We start from the raw sequence: 22,507 nt of genomic DNA on the forward strand, positions 1-22,507 counted from the left end.
TAACGCGCAGCAGTAAAGGTGCGTCGGCAAAGCGGCTATTATCGGCAATTGAGCCGCAGTTTCAAAGGCGTGTTGCTAAACAAGTGCCAAGAGATAAGCGCTAAGCGAGGGTTTGTGGGTCGATATCAATCGACCAGCGTACCTTGCGGGCCTCTCGATTGGCTTCAAGCCACTGCACTAGCCAGCTAACGGCCAGGTGTAGTTGGCTGCGTTTATCGGCTGCCAGCATAACGTGTAAATGGTAGCGGTTCTGGCGTCTTTCCATCGGTGCGGGCACAGGTCCCAGGCAGCGGGTGGCTACGCCGCTCTCTTTTAACCATTGGCGCAGGGCTTGGGCGGCCTGCTGCGCCATGGCCAAAGCGGCCTCCTCTTTGGGGCTTTCGATGCGTAGCAGCGCCATAAAACAGAACGGGGGCAGCTGGGAAATGCGCCTTTCTTCCAGCATATTGCGCGCGAGGGCCCCGTAGCCATGTTCAGCCAATTGACCTAAGTGAGGGTCGTCGGGGTGTAGGGTTTGCACCAGTACTCGGCCTGGGTGGGCGGCGCGACCGGCACGGCCCGCTACCTGTTCAAGTAGTTGGGCGCTGTGCTCCAGAGCGCGAAAATCGGCGGCGTAGAGGCCGCCGTCGGCATTGACGACCACGACAAGTGTGACGTGGGGTAGGTGGTGCCCTTTGGCGAGCATTTGAGTACCGACCAACACGCAGGGTTCGCCGCGCTGAATCTCTTTGAGTACCTGTTCAAAACTGTCCCTGCGCCTAGTACTGTCGCGATCGATGCGGTGGATAGTGGTTTTCGGGAACAGCGTTTGCAGCGTTTCTTCAGTGCGTTCTGTACCACTACCCAAGGCGCGCAGATCGCCGCTGCCACACTCGGGGCAAGCGTCCGGTAGGGCGCGGCGGCTATCGCAGTGGTGGCAAGCCAGTAGGGGAGGCTGGCGGTGTAGCGTCATGCGTGCGTCGCACTGGCCACACTCTGCCATCCAGCCGCAGGCGTGGCAGGCAAGTGTTGGTGCAAAGCCGCGCCGGTTGATAAAAATCAGCACCTGCTTGCCAGCGCTCAAGGTGCTTTTAATCGCTTTGATGGCACCGGGTAACAGGCCGCCCTGGCGGCGTTGGTGGCGTAGATCAATCAGCTCCAGCTTGGCTGGCGGGTGCTGGCTGGGGCGCTGGGTCAGGCGTAGGTGGCGGTAAGCGCCGCTAAGCGCCTGGTGCAGACTCTCCAGGGAGGGTGTGGCACTGCCCATCAGTAGCGGGATTTTATGGTAGTGGGCCCGGGCCACGGCTAAATCGCGGGCGTGGTAGCGCAAACCGTCGTGCTGTTTGTAGGAGCCGTCGTGCTCTTCATCGACAATAATCGCGCCGGGGTTGGCCAGCGGGGTGAAAATCGCCGAGCGGGTGCCGATGATAATGAGCGCCCGGCCGCTGGCGGCGGCTTCCCACACATCTAGCCGTTCGGGGTCGGTGAGGCCTGAGTGCAGCGCCACCACGGGCACCCGGAAGCGGCTTCTAAAGCGGGCGAGTGTCTGTGGGGTTAAGCCAATTTCCGGTACCAGTACCAGCGACTGCTTGCCCTTGGCGGCGACGGCTTCAATAAGCTGCAGGTAGACTTCTGTTTTGCCGCTGCCGGTGACACCCTCGAGTAAGCAGGGGTGATAGCCATCGAGTTTTTCATGCAGTGTGGCCAGCGCCGTCGCCTGTTCACGGTTAAGCGGCAGGGCCGGTGTTGCCAGTAAGTTGCCGCTGGGTGGCGTTGGGGCAGTGAGGATGTGTTCCTGGCTGGATGCGAGGCCTTTCTTCTCCAGCGCTAATAGCTGGTCGCGGGCAAAGCCGTGGGCGCTAACCGCACGGCCAGGCAACCCATGAGGGTGTTGGCGCAGCAGCGCATACAGCTCGGCTTGCTTGGGCGCTCGGCTGAGTATTTCTTCTGCGCTTTCGCCTTGGGCAAGCCAAAGGGTCTGGGTGCGCCCAGCCATGGGGTGCCCCTGGCGTAGCCGCGCAGGCATGGCGTGGTGCAGAGTGTCGCCTAGGCTGTGCTGATAATAACGGGCGGCAAAACGGCATAGCCATAACCAATCCGCCGGCAACGGGGCATCATCCAGCGCTTCGCTGATGCTACGCAGTTGGCTGCGCGGAAGGTCGCTGTGGTCGGCTAATTCGACGACCACACCGACGACTTCGCGACGCCCAAAGGGCACCCGCACTCGTAGCCCCGGCTGCCAGCCGCAGGGGGGCGCTTCCCTGGAAGGCAGGTAGTCGAACAGGCGGCGCAGCGGCGAAGGCAGCGCTACCTTGAGCACCTGATCGAGTGCTTGGGAAGATCTTTGAGACGGCCTTTGGGACTGTCCTTGAAAGTATGCCTGCGAAGAAAAAGAGTCAGCCAATTGGCCTCCGGCGTTAGTTTTGCTAGAATATGCGACCGCTCTGAATCCCAACGATCTTTATCGATCTATTTGTAAAGACCTATCGTAACGACAGAGCGGCTAACCGGTTAGTCGTTTTTTCCAAACCCGTATGCGGTACCTGGCACGAGATCAGGTGGCGGCATATAGCTTAGTGAGGCTCGAAATGAGACAAGGTATTCACCCGAATTACAACACGGTCACCGCCAGCTGTTCTTGCGGCGCCACTTTCCAAGTAGGTACGACCTCTGGTCAGGACTTCTCCTTGGATGTGTGCTCTAACTGCCACCCGTTCTACACTGGTAAGCAGAAGCAAGCGACCACTGGTGGCCGCGTAGAGCGTTTCAACAAGCGTTTCGGCGCTGCTGTTAAGCGCGGCTAATCCCAGTCGGATAGCCATATCGCCAGCATGCCTGTTCATATCAGGCTATTCCTATAAGGCTATGCTCGCGCAAAACCCACGCCTCGGCGTGGGTTTTTTGTGAGCTGGATATGCTTGCTGCATGAGTTTTGTGTGGAAAAATTTTCCATAAATGCTGTTGTGCAGCGATAAGTAAAGCATTATGAGTAAAGCCTGTTTGCATAAGTTTCTGCAAATAGTGGCTAAAAGTGACGAATGTGAAGATAAAATTCAGTTAAACGAGCGTTTTGTCGTAAGTTGACAGCGCGCTTGAGGCGCTATGGTTTTTTCTATATTCTGAAACGACTTATCTACTTTATGTTAACTGGACTCTGACCATGACGGATGCAAATAAGCAGGCTGCTTTGGATTATCACGCGAAACCGATTCCCGGTAAGCTTTCGGTGGAGTTGACCAAACCCACCGCGACAGCACGGGATTTGGCATTGGCGTATAGCCCAGGCGTGGCTGAGCCAGTACTTGAAATCGCCAGGGATGCGGAAAATTCTTACCGCTATACCGGCAAGGGCAATCTGGTCGCCGTGATTACCGATGGCAGCGCTATTCTGGGGTTGGGTAATCTGGGCCCGCTGGCGAGCAAGCCAGTGATGGAAGGCAAGGGCGTGCTGTTTAAGTGCTTTGCAGGCATCAATTCGGTGGATATCGAAGTGGATGCGGAAAGCCCGCAGGCGTTTATCGATACCGTCGCGCGCATTGCCGACACCTGGGGCGGCATTAACCTTGAAGACATCAAGGCGCCGGAATGTTTTGAAATTGAGAAAGCACTGGTTGAGCGCTGCAGCATTCCGGTTTTCCACGATGACCAGCACGGCACCGCAATTGTGACAGCGGCCGGTATGCTTAATGCCTTGGATATCGCTGGCAAAAAAATTGAGAACGTCAAGATCGTTTGCATGGGCGCAGGGGCGGCGGCGATTGCCTGCATGCGGCTGCTGGTCTCCTGTGGTGCAAGTAAAGAGAACTTGGTAATGCTGGATCGGCGTGGCGTTATTCATACTGATCGCGAAGGTATCAACGAATATAAGGCTGAATTCGCCCGTGATACCGAGATGCGCACCTTGGATGATGCCATCGACAATGCTGACGTCTTTATCGGCCTGTCAGGCCCGGGGCTGCTGTCTGCTGATCAGGTGAAGAAAATGGCGCCAGATCCGGTGATTTTTGCCTGTACCAACCCGGATCCGGAGATCCATCCTGACGTTGCCCGGGAGGTGCGCCCGGATGTGATCATGGCGACCGGCCGTTCGGACTTCCCGAACCAGGTCAATAACGTGCTGGGCTTCCCGTTTATCTTCCGCGGTGCTTTGGATGTTCGCGCCACGCGCATTAATGAAGAGATGAAGCTGGCCGCGGTGCATGCCTTGAAAGACCTGGCCCGCGAGCCGGTTCCTCAGGAAGTGCTGGACGCCTACGAGCGCACCGAGATGAGTTTTGGCCGCGAGTACATCATCCCCACGCCGGTCGATATTCGCTTGCTGGCGCGGGTTTCCTCGGCGGTGGCGCAAGCCGCGGTTGATTCTGGTGTCGCCCGTAAGCCTTTCCCGGCGCACTACCCGCTGCAGTCAATTAATGATGTTTATGGCGGCTAAGGCACTGCGCCCTGGTTAGTCGATTTACGCCCGCTGCTTAGCGGGCGTAAATGTTTTGAGAGATTATTTATTTAGCTTTGAGTATAGCGCGTAAGCCCTTCCTGAGCGGTGGAGGCCACTAGGCGGCCATCGCGGCTGTAAATATGCCCCCGCGCCAGCCCGCGGGCGCCGCCTGCCCAGGGTGAGTCGATGACGTATAGCAGCCAATCGTCCAGGCGGGTGTCCTGGTGGAGCCACAGGGCATGGTCAAGGCTGGCGATGCGTAGCTTGGGGTCTCGGTACTCAATGCCATGGGGAATCAGGCTGGTGGTCAGCAGATTGAAGTCAGAGGCGTAAGAGAGCAAGTGGCGGTGCAACGCCGGGTCGTCTGGCAGCGTGCCGGAAAGACGAAACCATAAGCATTGGCCAGCAGGTGTACCGTTGTCGGGGTTGCCGGGTAGATGCACAAACTCAATCGGGTGACCGGGAAAGCGGTCATGCTTGGCCTCGCCGTTCTCGATTAACGCTTCGGGTGTCGGCACATCCGGCATGGTGCGCTGATGGCTAAAGCTCGCCTCAGCGCTTTGAAAGGAGGCGCTGCAGAAGAATATTGGCCGGCCTTTTTGAATGGCAGTGACACGACGGGTCGTGAAGCTGCCGCCATCGCGAATGGTATCCACTTGGTAGACAACGGGGCGATGTGGGTCACCAGGACGCAGAAAGTAGCCATGCTGAGAGTGCGGGCGGCGCTCAATGGGCACTGTGCGCGCAGCGGCTGCAAGCGCTTGGCCGAGTACCTGACCACCATAGAGCTGAGGAAAGCCTAGATCCTGACTCTGGCCACGATATAGCGTCTCTTCCAGCGTTTCTAGCTCCAGTAACGCTACCAGTTTGTTCAGCGCGTCTGTCATTCTCGGTATCCTTGCGGCTGTCTCAATCGAATGCTGTCGATGAAAGTGAGTTGCTACGACGGGGGACAACCCTTTCATACGATCGTTTAGCTACCTTAGCGGAGTTTACGTTTATGCGCAGCGATGAATTTTACATGCACCGGGCGCTTGACCAAGCACACTTGGCCGCTGCGGCAGGTGAGGTGCCCGTAGGGGCGGTTGTCGTCGATGCGCAGGGGGAGGTCATAGGCGTTGGCTGCAACGCCCCGGTAGCCAGTTGCGACCCCAGCGGCCATGCGGAAGTTCGTGCGCTGCGCGAGGCGGGGCAGCAGCAGGGGAACTATCGGCTTGAGGGCTGCACGCTGTTTGTCACCTTAGAGCCGTGCATGATGTGCGCAGGGGCGATGATACATGCTCGCCTAGCCCGTTTGGTTTACGGTGCTGCTGAGCCTCGGGCTGGCATGGTTGAATCAAAGGCTAACCTACTGGCGCAGCCGTGGTTCAACCATCAGGTCGCGGTGACTGGCGGTGTATTAGCAGCACCCTCGCAAAAATTACTGAAGCGTTTTTTCACCGCGCGACGCGATCAACTTAGCCAGAAATAGTTAAGAAGTGTTAATCAAGCGGCGGCACAAGTTCGAACAATAGCAGTGGATCATCGTTGACTGACGTTTGTTCTAGTTGGAAAAACTGCTGGCGGCTACGTTCAACATACTCAATCATTTCGTAGTAGCGACGGATATTGCGTACGTATATTACTGGCTCGCCACCACGGGCGTAGCCATGCCGCGTTTGGCTGTGCCATTCACGCTGCTGTAGTAGGGGCAGTGCGGCGCGTACATCCGTCCAGCTGTCGGGGTCACCGCCTCGCATCTCGGCAATCTTACGGGCGTCGTATAAATGCCCTAGCCCCACATTATAGGCAGCCATGGCCATAAAAAGCCGGTCATCACCGGTAATGCTTTCCGGTAGGCGGTCTTTGATGCTGCGCAAATAACGGGCACCGCCATCAATGCTTTGGGCCGGGTCGGTGCGGTCGCTGATGCCCATCTCGCTGGCAGTGGGGTTGGTTAGCATCATTAAACCACGCACCCCGGTCGGCGAGACCGCATCTGGATCCCAGTGCGACTCCTGGTAGCCCACGGCCGCGAGTAGCTTCCAATCAAAACCTGTTTCCTGGGCGGATTGCTGGAATAATTCAGTATAGCGGGGCAGGCGTGCATCCAGATGGTCAAGAAAGGTGCGGGTACCGACATACTCCAAGTAGTCGTCATGACCGAAGTAGCGGCTGACTAGCTGATCTAGCGTGCCGCTCTCCTGCAGGTCTTGGAGGAAGCGATTAGCGGCTTCGAGTAACCCCAAACCGCGACCGCTGGGCACTGCCCATGCCATGGAGAGCGGGTCGCCGAGGATAAAGCCACGCTCAACGTTGGGGAAAAACAGCCGGTTCAAGCGGAACTGATGCTCAAAAATAACCGCTGCGTCCAGGGTGCCGTTTTCAACCCGGGCCAGCAGTTCGGCGACCTCCAACTCATGGGACTCTTTCCAGCTTAGGGTGGGGTGGCGTTTCTGGAGATCGCGCAGTGCTTCGCTGGTACCCGCTTCGCTAAGCGTACCAAGCTCCAGGCCGACAAGGTCGCTTGGTTCACTAATACCATTAAGCCCGCGCCGGTATACCACTAGCGGCTGCATCTTGATAATCGGACGGGTGTAGTAAACACCAGAGGGGTTAGGCAGCAGGGGTAGCGCTGCCGCGCCCAGGTCGCCGCTCTCACGTACCGCCGGCAGCACGCTTTCAGGGTGATGGCGGGCGTTAAGGTTAAGACTCACCCCTAGATAGTCGGCAAAGCGGTGCATTAGCTCGTACTCAAAGCCGGTAGGGCCCTGGCGACCTTGGTAATAAGTGGTGGGTGTATTACGGGTGTGAACGGTAATAAAATCTTTTGCAGTGATCTGAGTCAGATGCTCGCCGGGAGGAACCAGGGAGAGGGTGGGCACCAGAGTCAGAAGCGTAATCGCTATTAGCGCATAATAAGCGCTGGCACGGGCTACAAAATGTCGGCAAATCAACGTCAGCATGGCGTCTTGTCGGCATGAAACAAGCTGCCACGATACCCAGCCAGGGGCAGGCTGTCACCTTGTTGATTTCGTGTGACGGCTGGTTTCCAGTATCATAGGCGTTTTCCGGTACCACATTATCTGTGTTTTCCGGCACCATAAAAGCACGGCCGCCTAGCGGCCCGGTGATTTCCCTGCTCGAATTTCCCTGCTCTAGAGGCTTCAGGATATGCTCGAACTGCGAGGCGCGCCCGCCCTTTCTGCCTTCCGTCATGCTCGGCTGTTAACGGTGCTGCGTGAACGTGTTCCCGAGGTGGAAGCGCTGTCTGCCCACTATGTTCATTTTATCGATGTTCACTCCCATGAGCGCCGCGAGGAACTGGATGACGCTGCCCGCGAGCGTTTGGTGCAGTTACTTGATTACGGTACTCACTCGAGCGTAGAGGTTCCTGAGCGCGCCCAGCGCTTTTTGGTGGTGCCGCGCCTAGGCACCCAGTCGCCCTGGTCATCCAAGGCGACTGATATCGCCCACAACTGCGGCTTGCGCCAAATTAGCCGCATCGAGCGCGGCATCGATTACCGGGTCAGCTTCACCGCGATGCCGGACGAAGAGAGTTTGAGCGCGCTGGCGGCACTGCTACACGACCGTATGACCGAAACCGTGCTAGCCGATGCCTCGGACGCCGCTAAGCTGTTTGCTCAACACGACCCGGCACCGCTGGGCAGTGTGGATATTCTTGAGGGTGGCCGGGATGCGTTGGCAACGGCCAACCAGGCGCTGGGGCTGGCGCTGGCAGAAGATGAAATCGACTACCTTGTCGATGCTTTCAATGAGTTGGGGCGTAACCCCAGCGACGTTGAGCTGATGATGTTTGCTCAGGCCAACTCTGAGCACTGCCGTCACAAAATCTTCAACGCCGATTGGATGATCGACGGCGAGCTGCAGAGCCACTCGCTGTTTAAGATGATCAAGAATACCTTTGCGTCGTCGCCGGACAATGTTCTCTCGGCTTACAGCGACAATGCCGCTGTGATCAAGGGCAGTCAGGCTGGGCGCTTCTTTGCCACGCCGCTGACAGGCGTTGACGACGAGCGCGCACTCTACGCCACTCATCAGGAACCCATTCATATCCTGATGAAGGTAGAGACCCATAACCACCCCACAGCGATTGCCCCTTTCCCAGGCGCGGCGACCGGCTCCGGTGGAGAAATCCGTGACGAAGGTGCTACCGGCATTGGGGGCAAGCCCAAAGCGGGTCTTTCAGGTTTTACGGTTTCCAACCTGCGCATTCCAGAATTCGTACAGCCCTGGGAAGCCTTTGATTACGGCAAGCCAGGGCGTATGGAGTCGGCGCTCAATATTATGCTCGAGGGCCCCATTGGGGGCGCCGCGTTCAACAATGAATTTGGCCGCCCCAATCTAACCGGCTATTTCCGCACCTACGAGCAGGAGTCACTTAACGACGGCGGCATCGAGCGGCGCGGTTTCCATAAGCCGATTATGCTCGCCGGTGGTTATGGCAATATCCGTGCCCACCATGTTCAGAAGGGTGATATCCCTGTCGGCGGCAAGCTGATTGTGATGGGTGGCCCGGCGATGTTGATTGGCCTGGGCGGCGGTGCAGCCTCCAGCATGGCCTCCGGCACTTCCAGTGCCGATTTGGATTTCGCTTCGGTGCAGCGTGAAAACCCTGAGATTGAGCGCCGTGCTCAAGAGGTGATCGACCGCTGCTGGGCGCTGGGGGATCACAACCCGATTCGCTTTATCCACGATGTTGGCGCGGGTGGGCTCTCCAATGCGTTGCCCGAGCTAGTAAAAGATGGCAACCGTGGTGGTCGTTTTGATCTGCGCGCGGTGCCCAACGCCGAGCCGGGTATGAGCCCGCTGGAGATTTGGTGTAATGAGGCCCAGGAGCGTTACGTGCTTGCGGTTGCACCAGAGGATTTGGATACATTTGATGCCCTGTGCAAGCGCGAGCGCTGCCCCTATGCGGTAGTCGGCGAAGCCTTGGAAGAGCACCATCTTGAAGTGCGCGACGGCCATTTTGAGAGTAAGCCGGTTGACCTACCGATGAGCGTGCTATTCGGCAAAGCACCCAAGATGCAGCGCGAATTTGAGCGTCGCAATCCGGAGCTCTCCGGCATGATGCTGGATAATCTTGACCTGCGCGAAGCACTTGATCGCGTACTGCGCTTACCTACCGTGGCCTCCAAAAGCTTCCTGATCACCATTGGTGACCGCTCGATCACCGGCCAGGTGGCTCGCGACCAAATGGTCGGCCCCTGGCAAGTGCCGGTAGCCGATGTAGCGGTGACCACGGCAAGCTTTGATACCCACACCGGTGAAGCCATGGCCATGGGGGAACGTCCCCCGGTAGCCTTGATCAACCCTGCTGCTAGCGCTCGCTTAGCGGTGGCCGAAGCGATTACCAATTTGGCGGCAGCACCGATTGCCAAACTGAGCGATATCAAGCTCTCCGCTAACTGGATGAGCGCGGCGGATCACCCAGGTGAAAATCAGGCGCTTTACGATGCGGTTTATGCGGTAGGTATGGAAATGTGTCCGGCGCTGGGCATTGCGATTCCGGTGGGCAAAGATTCGATGTCGATGCGTACCGCTTGGCAGGATGAGAACGAGCAGGGCGAATACGAAGAGAAGAGCGTGACGTCGCCCCTTTCGCTAGTGGTGACCGGTTTTGCTCCGGTGACCAACGGCCTGGCGACGCTCACGCCGCAGATCAATCTGGATCAAGACGAGTCGGATTTGATTTTGGTCGACCTGGGCAACGGTCAGAATCGGTTGGGCGGCTCCGCTTTGGCGCAGGTGTATGGCCAGGTGGGCAATGACTGCCCCGATGTGGACGACCCGGAAGATATCAAAGCGTTCTTCGAAGTCATTCAAGGCCTGAACCGCGACGGCAAGCTGCTGGCGTATCACGATCGTAGCGATGGTGGCCTGCTGGTCACGCTGCTGGAAATGGCCTTTGCTGCCCACGCCGGGCTTGAGATCAAGCTCGACTGGATGATCGACGAGCCAGTGGAGGCGTTGAACGCGCTGTTCTCGGAAGAGCTGGGTGCCGTGATTCAGGTCAATCGTGAACACACTGAAGAAGTGCTGGCGCAGTTTGCCGTGGCGGGTATCGAAACCTGTGGCGTCATCGCCCGCCCGCGTTACGATGACCAGGTGCGCGTCACGCTGTTTGAAGAGCCTTTGTTGGAAACCACTCGTCAGCTTACCCAGCGTACCTGGACAGAAACCAGTTACCGTATGCAGGCGCTGCGCGACAACCCCGAATGCGCCAAGAACGAATACGACAATCTGCTCGATGGCCGCGACCCGGGGCTATCTGCCACGCCCACCTTTGATATTAATGAAGATATCAGCGCGCCTTATGTCAACACAGCTAAGCCTGCCATGGCGGTGCTGCGTGAACAGGGCGTCAATGGCCAGGTAGAAATGGCCTGGGCTTTCGATAAGGCCGGGTTTGAGGCGGTGGATGTGCATATGAGCGACATCCTGGCGGGGCGTGTTTCGCTGGAAGAGTTCAAAGGGCTTGTGGCCTGCGGTGGCTTCTCCTACGGCGACGTGCTTGGTGCTGGCGGTGGCTGGGCCAAGTCGGTGCTGTTTAATGAGCGCGCCCAGGAGCAGTTTGCGGCGTTCTTCGCCCGCGACGATAGTTTCTCGCTGGGCGTATGTAACGGTTGCCAAATGCTCTCGCAGTTGAAATCGCTAATTCCTGGCGCTGAAAACTGGCCGACCTTTGTGCGCAATGAGTCCGAGCAATTTGAGGCCCGCGTTTCCATGGTGCGAGTCGAGAAAAGCCCCTCGATTCTGCTCGCCGGTATGGAGGGCTCAAAACTGCCCATCGCCGTTGCTCATGGTGAAGGGCAGGCGGAGTTCCGCGACAGCGCTCATCTGCGCAGCATGCAGTCGAGCAACCAAATTGCTCTGCGCTATATCGATAACTACGGCCAGGCGACCACGCGCTACCCGGCAAATCCCAACGGCTCACCGGCGGGCATTACCGGTCTGACCACGCCGGATGGCCGGGTGACCATTATGATGCCCCACCCTGAGCGCGTTGCTCGGGCGGTTACCAACTCCTGGCGCCCGGCAGAGTGGACTGAAGATGGCGCCTGGCTGCGACTATTCCGCAACGCTCGGGTTTGGCTCAACTGATTCCAGTAATGCTCCAGATAGTGCGTTGGGCATAGCGCCCATGTTAACGGCGGATTTTTTTCCGCCGTTAACAGTTACGCGAGTCGTGACAACAGTTATTAAGAGTGCCGCTCGGGAGCGCTAGCCGGTGTTTTATCAGCTCCTTCGGGCGGCAATCCTAGTTTGGCCTCCAGCGTTTCAAGCTCTAACCGGTAGCGCTCAACGAGGTATTCGAAGCGCCCAAAATCATGTCCGCAATCCATGCAGAACACATGGGCTTTACCACGCCGCGTGGCGGGAAGGCGTTTTAAACGACTGCTGCATTCCGGGCACTCAGGGCTGAAATGGTTGGTTGTCATTGCTCACCTCACTAGTATCTTCTCGCTGATAAACGTTGCGATTTCTGGGATTATTTAAACCATCACTACTACGATGCGACTAAAGTCGTAATGGTTCAATAGCGGGCTAATTAATTTGTCGATACCTAGCTCCTCACTAGCCAACTCACCAACGCCCCAGCTTCGCCCTTATCAGCAGGAAGCGGTCAAGCGCGTGGTGAGCCATTTCCGAGCCTCAAGCGAGCCTGCGCTGGTGGTGCTGCCCACGGGCAGTGGTAAATCCCTGGTGATCGCTGAGCTAGCGCGTTTGGCCCGTGGGCGGGTGCTGGTGCTGGCCCATGTGCGTGAGCTGGTGGAGCAGAACCATGCCAAGTACCAGGCTTATGGGCTTGAGGCGGATATTTTTAGCGCCGGTTTAAAGCGCAAAGAGGCGAGTCGCCAAGTGGTATTTGGCTCGGTGCAGTCGGTGGTGCGTAACCTGGAGAGTTTTAACGACGCTAATTTTACCTTGCTGGTCATCGACGAGAGCCATCGTGTATCACTCAACGAAGACGCTAGCTATCGTCAGGTGATTGAGCACCTGCGCCAGCACAATCCACAGCTTAAAATACTCGGCCTCACCGCGACGCCGTACCGTTTGGGGCAGGGGTTTATTTATTACCGCCACCATCACGGCATGGTGCGGGGCAGTGAAGAGAGTTTTTTTCGTGACTGCGTCTTCGAGCAGCCGCTGCGTCTGATGGTGAAGCAGGGCTATCTGGCTGCGCCCAAGCGCCTGGATATGGCGATTGAGGGCTATGACTTCTCCGCACTCAAACCCTCTTCAAGCGGTCTGTTCCAGGAGGAGGAGCTTAATCGCGTAGTGGCGGGCAGCCGGGCGACGCCGGGGATTATCGCGCAAATCGTCGAGCGCGCGGTTGATCGCCAGGGGGTGATGGTTTTTGCCGCCACCGTGGCCCACGCTGAAGAAATTATCGGTTATTTACCCCGGGCAGATGCCGCGTTAATCACAGGCGCAACTCCGTCTAAAGAGCGCACTGCGCTGATCGATGCCTTTAAAGCGCGGGAGTTGAAATACCTGGTGAACGTGGCGGTGTTGACCACTGGTTTCGATGCTCCCCACGTGGATTTGATCGCCATTTTGCGGCCCACTGAGTCGGTGAGTCTTTATCAGCAAATGGTGGGCAGAGGGCTGCGCTTGTCGCCGGGCAAGAGCGACTGCCTGATTCTGGATTACGCCGGGAACCCCTGGGATATCTACGCACCGGAAGTGGGTGAGCCGAAGCCGGATAGTGACAGCGAACCGGTTCAGGTAGAGTGCCCCGACTGCGGTCATGCCAATCTTTACTGGGGTAAGCGCGACGGTGATTTAGTGATTGAGCACTTTGGCCGTCGCTGTCAGGGGCTAATTGAAGATGATGAAGGAAAGCGGCGCCAGTGTGAGTTTCGGTTTCGTTTTAAAGTTTGCGAGGAGTGTGGCGCCGAGAATGATATTGCCGCCCGCCGCTGCCGCGGCTGCGAAAAACTACTGGTGGACGCGGATGATAAACTCAAGGACGCCCTAAAGCTGAAAGACGCCAAGGTATTGCGGGTAAGCGGTATGCAGCTGGAAGCGACCACTAACGGCCGTGGCCTGCCGCGCTTAAAAGTCACCTATCATGACGAAGATGGCACCCATCTTTCCGAGTGGTACGCGCTGGAAACCCCCGCTCAACGGCGCGCTTTTTATGCCGCCTTTCTGCGCTACCATCTGCGCGCACCGGGAGGTAAATGGCAGCCGCTAAGCGCCGAGGACGTCGTCGCCGAACAGCGCCGCCTACGCCACCCGGATTTTGTCGTAGGCCGCAAAGTGGGGCGCCATTTCCAAATCCGTGACAAGCTGTTTGACTATACTGGCCGCTACCGCAAAGCGGTGGAGGCGGGGTAGTACGCTTGTGCTTACTCTCTAATAGAGCAACGCGAATGCTGACGACTTTGCTAAACTGTTCGCTTGTGCCGATTTCCATTTTCCAAGAGAGCCGACCCGCGTGAGCGAGACGCCAAGCGTTACTGTTGATTTAGCAAGCCCTGATTCCGAACCCACCGAGCCAGTGGCAGCTTCGCTTGGGCGTCTGTTTAATGAGCCGATTACGCAAATGCCGGAGGATTTGTATATTCCCCCGGAAGCACTGCGTGTCTTTTTAGAGGCCTTTGAAGGCCCGCTGGATCTGCTGCTCTATCTGATTCGCCGCCAAAACCTGGATATTCTGACCATCAACGTGGCGACCATCACCCACCAGTACATCGAGTACGTGGAGCTGATGAAGGCCATGGAGATCGAGCTGGCGGGGGAATACCTGTTGATGGCCGCTATGCTGGCTGAGATCAAGTCGCGCACCTTGTTGCCCCGCCCGCCGAAGGCTGAGGGCGATGACGAGGAGGATCCCCGCGCTGAGCTTATCCGCCGTCTGCAAGAGTACGAACGCCTTAAAGAGGCAGCAGAGACGCTGGACACATTACCGCGTATGGGGCGTGACTGGTTCAGCGTGCAGGCGGGCTTACCGCCACTGGAATCCCGTGTGATTCACCCCGAGGTGGAATTGGATGAATTGCTCAGCGCGCTCTCCGATATCCTCAAGCGTGCCGAGCTGGTGCAGGCCCACCAGATCAGCCGCGAGGTTCTCTCTACCCGCGAGCGCATGCTCAAGATCATGGAGCAGCTAAGTTACGACGACGCCCATCAGCGCTATACCCCCTTTGAAGCGCTATTTACTTTAGAGGAGGGGCGCGCAGGCGTGGTGGTCACGTTTATGGCGATTCTTGAGCTGGCCAAAGAAGCCATGATTGAAATTGTCCAAAATGCGCCGCTGTCGCCAATTCACGTGCGCGCGCGACGCGCTGCCCTTGCTGACGGCGAGGAGAGCGCTTTTGATGAGGGCGAGATAGAAGATGATGCCTATGGCGAGTCCGCTTTTGAACCTGACGAGGAGACGCCATGAGTAACACCGTCACCGCGTTAGATGACATTGTTTTAGATGATATTGTTGAGGCCGCACTGCTGGCCGCTGGCGAACCCTTGCCCCTTGAGCGGTTGGAGACACTCTTTCTTGAGGGCGAATGCCCCCCGCGCAAAGAGCTTCGTGACGTCCTGGAACGTTTGCAGCAGCGACATTCTGGCGGTGCACTGGAGCTCCTGGAAACGGTCTCAGGCTACCAACTGCGCATTCGTCCGCGGCTTTCCCAGTGGGTGTCGCGGTTATGGGATGAACGCCCCCAGCGCTACTCGCGGGCGCTGCTGGAGACACTGGCATTAATTGCCTATCGGCAGCCGGTTACTCGTGGGGACATTGAGGAAGTGCGCGGTGTCAGCGTGAGTAGTTCCATTATGCGCACCTTGGCTGAGCGCGGCTGGATTCGGGTGGTCGGTCATCGTGATGTGCCTGGCCGACCAGCGGTATATGCCACCACACGCAGCTTTTTAGACGATTTTGGGTTAAAAACCCTCGATGCATTGCCGCCCATGCACACCCTGGCAAGCTGGGATGAAAACGAGATATCTGAAGAACCGGGGATGACGATGGATACTGACATTCAGGAAGAAAATGGCCCCGGTACAGACCATGAAGCACTGGACGAAACGATCAAAACGGTGCAGGATGCGCCACCTCAGAAAGAACAGATAACCTCGGCTGAGATAGCCGACACGCACGCCGAGACGGCGTTAACCCAGCCGCTGAGTTTTGCCGACCTACAGGCTCGGCTCGCGGCACGTGCCAAGCGCCAACAAGATGAGCGCGAAAGCACGGAGACTACCGATGTGAGGTCAGACGACCATGAGTCAGAGTAATAACACCACGCCCCCCACCAGCGAAAAGCTGCAAAAAGTCTTGGCCCGTGCAGGCCTTGGCTCGCGTCGTGAGATGGAAACGGCGATTTCCGCCGGCCGTGTTAAAGTGAATAGCCAGGTGGTTAAGCTGGGCGACCGCGTTGAAGCGCGGGATAAAGTCAGTTTTGATGACCGTCCGGTGGCATTGCGCCCAGAAGAAGAAGTGCCACGCCGAGTGATTATGTATAACAAGCCGGAAGGCGAGCTATGCACCCGTAAGGATCCAGAAGGTCGCCGCACGGTGTTTGACCGCTTGCCGCGCCTGAAAGGCGAACGTTGGATTGCGATCGGTCGCCTGGATATCAACACCAGTGGTTTGCTGCTGTTCACTACCGACGGTGAGCTGGCCAACCGTTTGATGCACCCCTCTACCCAGGTGGAGCGCGAGTACGCGGTTCGCGTGATGGGTGAAGTGAAGCGCGAGCATATCCTGGCCATGGTCGATGGGGTCATGCTTGAAGATGGCCCGGCGCGCTTTACCGATGTTCAGGAGTTTGGTGGCGAAGGCATCAACACCTGGTTCCACGTGGTGATTCTCGAAGGGCGCAACCGTGAAGTGCGTCGTCTTTGGGAATCCCAGGCGCTGACGGTTAGTCGTCTTAAACGCGTGCGCTACGGCAATATCTTCCTCGATAAGCGGGCGAAAGCCGGCGAATGGGTCGAACTTACCCAGGATGAGGTGGATGACTTGGCCACGCTGGCTAACTTGGAAACACGTAAAGTGCCCGCGTTGACACCGGATGAGAAGAATCGCTGGAACCGCGATAAGCACAAGCGTAAGCCGGTACAGGCACTGCGCAAACCGAAAAGCAAGGCTCGCTAAGCGCGGCTTGCAGAGCCCGTTGAACCTCTTGGTGGTCAGCCGTTAGCGGTTAGGCTGATAAGCGTGCCTGTCAGCATTGAGTGACGCCAGCGGGCACGCAAATGGTTCATTATTGTAGAGTGAAAGCGAAAAAACGCTTGCTATCAATAAGGTGTAAGCGTAGGATATGCATCCGTTCAGGCGGGTCGTTAGCTCAGTTGGTAGAGCAGTTGACTTTTAATCAATTGGTCGCAGGTTCGAATCCTGCACGACCCACCATTCAAACGACTGATCAGTTTGAATAAAGTCAGTTTGAATGCAGTGGTGAACGTTTAAAGTATGTGTAGTAACGCTGGAAAGTGATCAGCACAGCAAGTTTGGGTCGTTAGCTCAGTTGGTAGAGCAGTTGACTTTTAATCAATTGGTCGCAGGTTCGAATCCTGCACGACCCACCAAATTCAACGCCCCTGGCAGTTTAGCTGCCAGGGGCGTTTTGCTATGTGTCTAGAAAGAACTCTATGTGTGACAATCTGTTTGCAGTCAAACGCTATTTCCCGCCAAAATGGTTTAGAATAAATCTGTCTAGAATAGATTTTAAGCGATGGCCATCGCGAGAGACGCAGCGGCTCATCGCTCCAACGAGCGGTGCATGTGCAAGACGCACTGCGCCGTAGCCCAGTGTTTAACAGGGGGATTCCCTGTTCGTCACAGTGGTAGACACAATGACTATTATGACTACTCAAGCGAAGCTTGAGGCCCCGCTACCCACAGCCTACTGCCCGACCCGCATTCCGGCGGAAGATCAGGCACGGGTTGAAGAGATCAAACGACTGTTGAAGGCCCATAACGCCGTTTTGGTCGCACACTACTACACCGATGATGCCATTCAGCAACTGGCGGAAGAGACCGGTGGCTGTGTCGCTGACTCGCTGGAGATGGCACGCTTTGGTGCTCGCCACGAAGCCACCACGCTGGTCGTCGCCGGTGTCCGCTTTATGGGCGAAACCGCCAAGATCCTTTCGCCTGAAAAACGCGTGCTGATGCCCACCTTGGAAGCCACCTGCTCGCTGGATATTGGCTGCCCCGCCGATGAGTTCAGCGCCTTCTGTGATGCCCATCCTGACCGCACCGTAGTGGTGTATGCCAACACCTCTGCAGCCGTTAAGGCGCGGGCAGACTGGGTGGTGACTTCGTCGATTGCAGTCGAGGTGATTGAGCACCTGCAGGCCAAAGGCGAGAAAATTCTCTGGGCGCCCGATAAGCATTTGGGCGGCTATATCCAAAACAAAACCGGCGCCGATATGCTGATGTGGGACGGCGCCTGTATCGTCCATGAAGAGTTTAAGGCCAAGGGCGTTGAAGATCTGAAGCGCATCTATCCAGATGCCGCGGTACTGGTGCATCCCGAATCGCCTGAGCCAGTAGTGAAGCTGGCGGACGTGGCAGGCTCCACCTCGCAGTTGATCAAGGCCGCGAAAGAGCTGCCCAACGATAAGCTGATCGTGGCAACTGATCGTGGCATCTTCTTCAAGATGCAGCAGGCAGTGCCGGATAAAACGCTGTTTGAAGCGCCGACGGCAGGCAACGGCGCCACTTGTCGTAGCTGTGCACACTGCCCCTGGATGGCCATGAACGCGCTGGATAATCTAGCCGGTGCGTTGCGTGAGGGAAGTGGAGAAATTCAGGTGGATGAAGCGCTGCGTCTGCAGGCTTTAAAGCCCCTTGAGCGCATGCTTAACTTCAATGCTTAGCGAGAAAAGATTAACCGAATGTCATTGCGAACAAAGTGAAGCAATCTCGGGGTGACTGCCACCGCTGGTTAAGATTGCCGCGTCGCTGCGCTCCTCGCAATGACATGTGGTGTGTCATTGCGAACGAAGTGAAGCAATCTCGGGGGTACTGCCACCGCTGGCTGAGATTGCCGCGTCGCTGCGCTCCTCGCAATGACATGTGGTGTGTCATTGCGAACGAAGTGAAGCAATCTCGGGGGTACTGCCACCGCAGGTTGAAATTGCCGCGTCGCTGCGCTCCTCGCAATGACATGTGGTGTGTCATTGCGAACGAAGTGAAGCAATCTCGGGGGTACTGCCACCGCAGGTTGAAATTGCCGCGTCGCTGCGCTCCTCGCAATGACATGTGGTGTGTCATTGCGAACGAAGTGAAGCAATCTCGGGGGTACTGCCACCGCAGGTTGAAATTGCCGCGTCGCTGCGCTCCTAGCAATGACATGTGGTGTGTCATTGCGAACGAAGTGAAGCAATCTCGGGGTGACTGCCACCGCAGGTTGAGATTGCCGCGTCGCTGCGCTCCTCGCAATGACACAGGTTTAGTTAAAATCATCCAGCGCTTCGCGATACTCAATGAAGTCCTCGCGGTGCTGCTCGATTCTTGCCAGCGCCTGCTGATCATTTTCCCGCTCAGCGGCATCCCGAGCGATAGAAAGTTGGCGAATGCCGCGATCGACGCGGCCGGTCAGTTGAAGATACTCTGCGCGGGCTAAATGCCCCCAGCTATCATGCCCACTGCGCCCGGCGGCTTCGGCCAGCAGGTTAAAGACCTGCGGGTTTTCCAGGTTTTGGGAAGTGATGTCGCGCAGCAGGTCATAGGCCGCCTGCGGGTCGCGCTGCAGCTGTGCTTCGGCCAAGATCAGTTGGGCAGGTAGGTAGTTGGGCATAAAACGTAGCAATTGCTGACTGCGCTGAATGGCCTGATCGTAGCGGCCAGCTTCCAGGGCGACGCTAGCCGAAGAGGCGGGCAGCATGGCAAAGTCGGGATGCTCGTTGGCAAGCCTATCCAGTTGCTCCAGGGCGCTATCGGTTTGGCCGTTGCGAGCATCGATCAGTGCCGCTAAGTAGTCCTGAGCGGCTTGTTCGGCGCCTTCCTGAGCAAGGCGCGAAGCAGCTTGCTGCGGCGTATTAGTGTAAATGCTTAGCAGCGCCCGGGCGCGCATCATGTCGTAGAGGGTGTCGCTGGTATATGCATCGGCAACATTGAGCTGGGCAGCGCGGGCTTGTGCGGCGCTTAAACGATTGTCGGTGACCGGGTGGGTCAGCAGGAACTCGAGGGGTGTATCGCCCTGAAGGCGCGCCATACGCTGCATGGCCGAGAACATGCGCACCATTGCCTCGGGGTCATAGCCCGCATCGGCCATGGCCTGAAGACCGATATTGTCGGCTTCCTGCTCAAACAGCCGTGAGTAGCTGAGCTGATCCTGGATCAGCGCCGCCTGTGAGCCCATGGCGGCCGCCATTCCAGCGTCGCCGCCGCCACTGGCGGCAATCAGCATACCCGCCAGCATGGCCGCCATAGCGGGCAGTTGGGTCTGAGCCGCGCGGGCGCTGCCACGGGCATAGTGGCGTTGGGAGAGGTGGCCCAGCTCGTGAGCTAGCACCGAGACAAAGGCACCTTCATCTTCGGCAAACGCGAATAGCCCAGAGTTGATCCCTACCACGCCGCCTGGGACGGCAAAGGCATTCAGTGACGCGTTATCGACCATCACGGTGATCGTGCGCAGGCCGTTAATATCACTATGCGGGGCCAGTCGGGCAATTAGGCTTTGCAAATAATCATTGGTTATAGGGTCTTGCCACTGGGGGGCTTGGGCACGAAACTGGCGCAACCAGGCGCGGCCCAAGCGGTACTCTTCATTGCTGACGGAGGTAGACGCTGCCCCTAAGCTTGGCAAGCCGTAATCATTGGTAGCAACGCTTGGCGGACTAAACAGTAGGCTGCCACAAGCACAAGCGAACGCACATATCCAGCCTGGGTAAGTGGTACGAAGGGTCGGCATGGCATCCTCATAAATAATAGTTAAGCAAAGTGGTCTGGGTGTGGCATTGGTTAAAAGTGTGACATTGATAAAGACTGGGAAGTGCCGTTAAATCGACAGCCTAGTGAAATCAATCGCTAAAGACAGTTTATGCCGCAGCGTTTATTAAACAATGTTTATGCAACGACGTGTATAAATCTACGCCGTGAAATAGGCAGGTCATCTTGAGGGAGTATGTATGTCTGAGCAAACCGGGGGCTTTCAACCCGACACGGTGCTTGACGCTTGTGGGCTGCACTGCCCATTGCCACTGCTAAAAGCTAAGCAGGCCCTGTCAGGCTTGGCGGCAGGCCAGTTGCTTGAAGTACGTTCAACGGATGCTGGGTCGTGGCGGGATATGGCATCGTTTACCGATCAGAGTGCGCATGCCCTTGAGGGACGGGAACAGCGCGGCGATGTTTATGTGTATTGGATTAGAAAAGCGGGAGATGCGCACTCATGACCCTGCGCACGATTCTGAAAAGCTGGGTTGAGCGCTACTTCTCGGATGAGGAAGCACTCATCCTACTGGTAGTACTGGTGGCGGGTTTCGCCGCGATCATCTGGTTTGGTCGCATGTTGGCGCCATTTTTTACCGCACTGGTGATCGCGTTTCTGTTGCAGGGCGTAGTAAGCGCGTTTACCCGGCGGGGGGTGCCGCATTTGCTGGCGGTGATCCTGGTCTTTTTAGCCTTTATCAGTGTGCTGCTCACCCTGGCGTTTATTCTTATGCCGTTGATCTGGAACCAGCTAGTGGGGCTGGTGCAGGAGACGCCGCGGATGTTCGCCAGTGGCCAGGGCTGGTTGGATGAACTGCAGGCGCGCTACCCGAACATTATTACGCCGGATCAGATGCAGAGCTGGATAGGCGTAGCAAGCCGCGAGATTAGCCAGCTAGGCCAGCGCGCCTTAACGCTTTCACTGGCCTCGCTCGGCAATATCATGTCGCTGATTATTTACCTGGTGCTGGTGCCGATACTGGTGTTCTTTATGCTCAAGGATCGCGACGTGTTGGTCGGTTTTATTCTTTCGCTGCTGCCCCAAAAGCGTACGCTGCTATCGCGTATTTGGCGCGAAATGGACGATCAGATTGCCAACTATATCCGCGGCAAATTTATTGAAATCATCATCGTTGGCACCGTGGCGTTCTTTACCTTTGCGTTCTTTGGCTTACCGTATACAGCGCTGCTAGCGGTGTTGGTCGGCCTTTCGGTGTTAGTGCCTTATATCGGTGCTGCGGTGGCTACACTACCGGTCGCCGCGGTAGCGGGGTTCTATTTTGGTCTTAGTGAAGATTTTGTCTATGTGCTGGTGGCTTATGGCGTGATTCAAGCCCTGGATGGCAACGTATTGGCACCGGTATTGTTCTCTGAGACCAATAATATTCATCCGGTTTCGATTATTGTGGCGGTACTGTTCTTCGGTGGGATTTGGGGCTTCTGGGGGATCTTCTTTGCGATTCCCTTGGCAACACTGCTCAAGGCATTGATTTACGCCTGGCCACGTAGCATGCATGAGCGGGAGGAGCGTCGGAGTATACCAGCCACAGCTAGCCAGGAAGCCGAATAGCGCTCACCCACTGCCCGCGCAAGTGAATCAGTACGGGCAGTGGGCTGAACTGAAATAGAGCCCTGGTTGAGATAGAGCTCTGGTTGAGTTAGTTGGAAGCGTTCAGCTTTTCAGCCGCAGCAAGTACTTCTTCCGCGTGGCCAGGTACTTTAACGCCGCGCCATTCGTTGGCTAGCTTGCCCTCCTTATCAATCAGGAAGGTGCTGCGTTCGATGCCCAGGTGCTCCTTGCCGTACATTTTCTTGAGCTTGATAACATCAAATAGCGTGCAGATGTTTTCGTCTTTATCTGAAATAAGGTCGAAATTAAAATCCTGTTTGGCCTTAAAATTCTCCTGGGCGCGCAAGCCATCTCGAGAAACACCAAGAATGACCGTATTAGCGGCATCGAAGGCGGGGTTGCGGTCACGGAAGTCACCGCCCTCGGTGGTGCAGCCAGGTGTACTGGCTTTGGGATAAAAGTATATGACCACTTGTTTGCCACGCATTTCCGACAGTGTCACGGTGGTATCACCCGTGGCAGTGGCGGAGAAGTCAGCAACGGGTTGACCAATTTCAACAGGCATAAGGCATCCTTTTAAGGGTGGGTGTTAATATTGCTTGTTACGCGTGATTACACGTAAGCCAGC

17 protein-coding genes and 2 tRNA genes are annotated in these 22,507 nt (G+C 56.9%); 13 read left to right on the plus strand and 6 right to left on the minus strand.

Annotation, left to right across the window (positions count from 1 at the left end; genetic code table 11):
• Positions 1-100 precede the first annotated feature (100 nt).
• Positions 101-2,299 (minus strand): primosomal protein N', encoded by a 2,199-nt coding sequence (locus AC4EYZ_RS17490; RefSeq protein ID WP_161463222.1) that lies wholly within the window; start codon positions 2,297-2,299, stop codon positions 101-103.
• Between the two features lie 268 nt (positions 2,300-2,567).
• Here AC4EYZ_RS17490 and rpmE point away from each other — a divergent pair, with 268 nt between their 5' ends.
• Together rpmE and AC4EYZ_RS17500 are read left to right on the plus strand one after the other, a co-directional pair.
• A complete protein-coding gene (gene rpmE / locus AC4EYZ_RS17495) occupies positions 2,568-2,783 on the plus strand; it encodes a 50S ribosomal protein L31 (RefSeq protein ID WP_081742600.1) in 216 nt (71 codons plus the stop codon).
• Positions 2,784-3,139: 356 nt separating this feature from the next.
• On the plus strand, positions 3,140-4,411 hold the full coding sequence (locus AC4EYZ_RS17500) for a malic enzyme-like NAD(P)-binding protein (protein WP_027958649.1): 1,272 nt from the start codon (positions 3,140-3,142) through the stop codon (positions 4,409-4,411).
• Positions 4,412-4,482: 71 nt separating this feature from the next.
• Here the strand turns inward: AC4EYZ_RS17500 and AC4EYZ_RS17505 are convergent, their stop codons facing one another.
• Positions 4,483-5,301: an acyl-CoA thioesterase gene (locus AC4EYZ_RS17505; protein WP_027958650.1), complete on the minus strand. Its 819-nt coding sequence runs from the start codon at positions 5,299-5,301 to the stop codon at positions 4,483-4,485.
• A 113-nt stretch (positions 5,302-5,414) separates the two neighbouring features.
• Here AC4EYZ_RS17505 and tadA point away from each other — a divergent pair, with 113 nt between their 5' ends.
• Positions 5,415-5,885 carry a tRNA adenosine(34) deaminase TadA gene (gene tadA, locus AC4EYZ_RS17510; RefSeq protein WP_027958651.1) on the plus strand — a complete coding sequence of 157 codons (471 nt, stop codon included), beginning with the start codon at positions 5,415-5,417 and terminating at the stop codon, positions 5,883-5,885.
• A gap of 10 nt (positions 5,886-5,895) precedes the next feature.
• Here tadA and mltF read toward each other — a convergent pair whose 3' ends face one another.
• Positions 5,896-7,359, minus strand: a complete 1,464-nt coding sequence (gene mltF / locus AC4EYZ_RS17515; protein WP_009287436.1) for a membrane-bound lytic murein transglycosylase MltF — start codon at positions 7,357-7,359, stop codon at positions 5,896-5,898.
• Positions 7,360-7,567: 208 nt separating this feature from the next.
• Between mltF and purL the strand changes: the two genes are divergently transcribed.
• Positions 7,568-11,518: a phosphoribosylformylglycinamidine synthase gene (purL, locus tag AC4EYZ_RS17520; RefSeq protein WP_474192206.1), complete on the plus strand. Its 3,951-nt coding sequence runs from the start codon at positions 7,568-7,570 to the stop codon at positions 11,516-11,518.
• 98 nt (positions 11,519-11,616) lie between these two features.
• On the opposite strand, the gene AC4EYZ_RS17525 is transcribed toward purL, so the two are convergent.
• The gene (locus AC4EYZ_RS17525) at positions 11,617-11,856 is read right to left on the minus strand and encodes a hypothetical protein (protein WP_027958654.1); all 240 of its coding nucleotides are present in this window, start codon (positions 11,854-11,856) and stop codon (positions 11,617-11,619) included.
• Positions 11,857-11,971: 115 nt separating this feature from the next.
• Between AC4EYZ_RS17525 and radD the strand changes: the two genes are divergently transcribed.
• The 7 genes from radD to nadA all read left to right on the plus strand — a co-directional run bounded on the left by radD (position 11,972) and on the right by nadA (position 18,253).
• Entirely contained in the window at positions 11,972-13,762 is a 1,791-nt protein-coding gene (gene radD, locus AC4EYZ_RS17530; RefSeq protein WP_490203935.1) for a DNA repair helicase RadD, read from the plus strand.
• Positions 13,763-13,862: 100 nt separating this feature from the next.
• Complete coding sequence (locus tag AC4EYZ_RS17535; protein WP_141440699.1) at positions 13,863-14,813, plus strand: segregation and condensation protein A; 951 nt, start codon at positions 13,863-13,865, stop codon at positions 14,811-14,813.
• Positions 14,810-15,661 (plus strand): SMC-Scp complex subunit ScpB, encoded by an 852-nt coding sequence (gene scpB, locus AC4EYZ_RS17540; protein ID WP_009287432.1) that lies wholly within the window; start codon positions 14,810-14,812, stop codon positions 15,659-15,661. The genes AC4EYZ_RS17535 and scpB overlap by 4 nt, the downstream gene beginning before the upstream one ends.
• Positions 15,648-16,523 (plus strand): 23S rRNA pseudouridine(2605) synthase RluB, encoded by an 876-nt coding sequence (rluB, locus tag AC4EYZ_RS17545; protein ID WP_474191320.1) that lies wholly within the window; start codon positions 15,648-15,650, stop codon positions 16,521-16,523. Before scpB ends, rluB begins: the two co-directional genes overlap by 14 nt.
• A 182-nt stretch (positions 16,524-16,705) precedes the next feature.
• Positions 16,706-16,781, plus strand: a tRNA-Lys gene (locus AC4EYZ_RS17550).
• 100 nt (positions 16,782-16,881) lie between these two features.
• A tRNA-Lys gene (locus AC4EYZ_RS17555) sits at positions 16,882-16,957 on the plus strand.
• A 267-nt stretch (positions 16,958-17,224) separates the two neighbouring features.
• A complete protein-coding gene (gene nadA, locus AC4EYZ_RS17560; protein WP_027958657.1) occupies positions 17,225-18,253 on the plus strand; it encodes a quinolinate synthase NadA in 1,029 nt (342 codons plus the stop codon).
• A 575-nt stretch (positions 18,254-18,828) separates the two neighbouring features.
• Here nadA and AC4EYZ_RS17565 read toward each other — a convergent pair.
• Complete coding sequence (locus AC4EYZ_RS17565; RefSeq protein ID WP_474191319.1) at positions 18,829-20,292, minus strand: M48 family metalloprotease; 1,464 nt, start codon at positions 20,290-20,292, stop codon at positions 18,829-18,831.
• 217 nt (positions 20,293-20,509) lie between these two features.
• On the opposite strand from AC4EYZ_RS17565, the gene AC4EYZ_RS17570 reads away from it, so the two are divergent.
• Both AC4EYZ_RS17570 and AC4EYZ_RS17575 read left to right on the plus strand, forming a co-directional pair.
• Positions 20,510-20,773: a sulfurtransferase TusA family protein gene (locus AC4EYZ_RS17570; RefSeq protein WP_133732127.1), complete on the plus strand. Its 264-nt coding sequence runs from the start codon at positions 20,510-20,512 to the stop codon at positions 20,771-20,773.
• Complete coding sequence (locus AC4EYZ_RS17575) at positions 20,770-21,879, plus strand: AI-2E family transporter (RefSeq protein ID WP_474191318.1); 1,110 nt, start codon at positions 20,770-20,772, stop codon at positions 21,877-21,879. The genes AC4EYZ_RS17570 and AC4EYZ_RS17575 overlap by 4 nt, the downstream gene beginning before the upstream one ends.
• Positions 21,880-21,967: 88 nt before the next feature.
• On the opposite strand, the gene AC4EYZ_RS17580 is transcribed toward AC4EYZ_RS17575, so the two are convergent.
• Positions 21,968-22,444, minus strand: a complete 477-nt coding sequence (locus tag AC4EYZ_RS17580; protein WP_474191317.1) for a peroxiredoxin — start codon at positions 22,442-22,444, stop codon at positions 21,968-21,970.
• Between the last annotated feature and the right edge of the window lie 63 nt (positions 22,445-22,507).

This window comes from Vreelandella sp. 162(4c) (assembly GCF_058152265.1).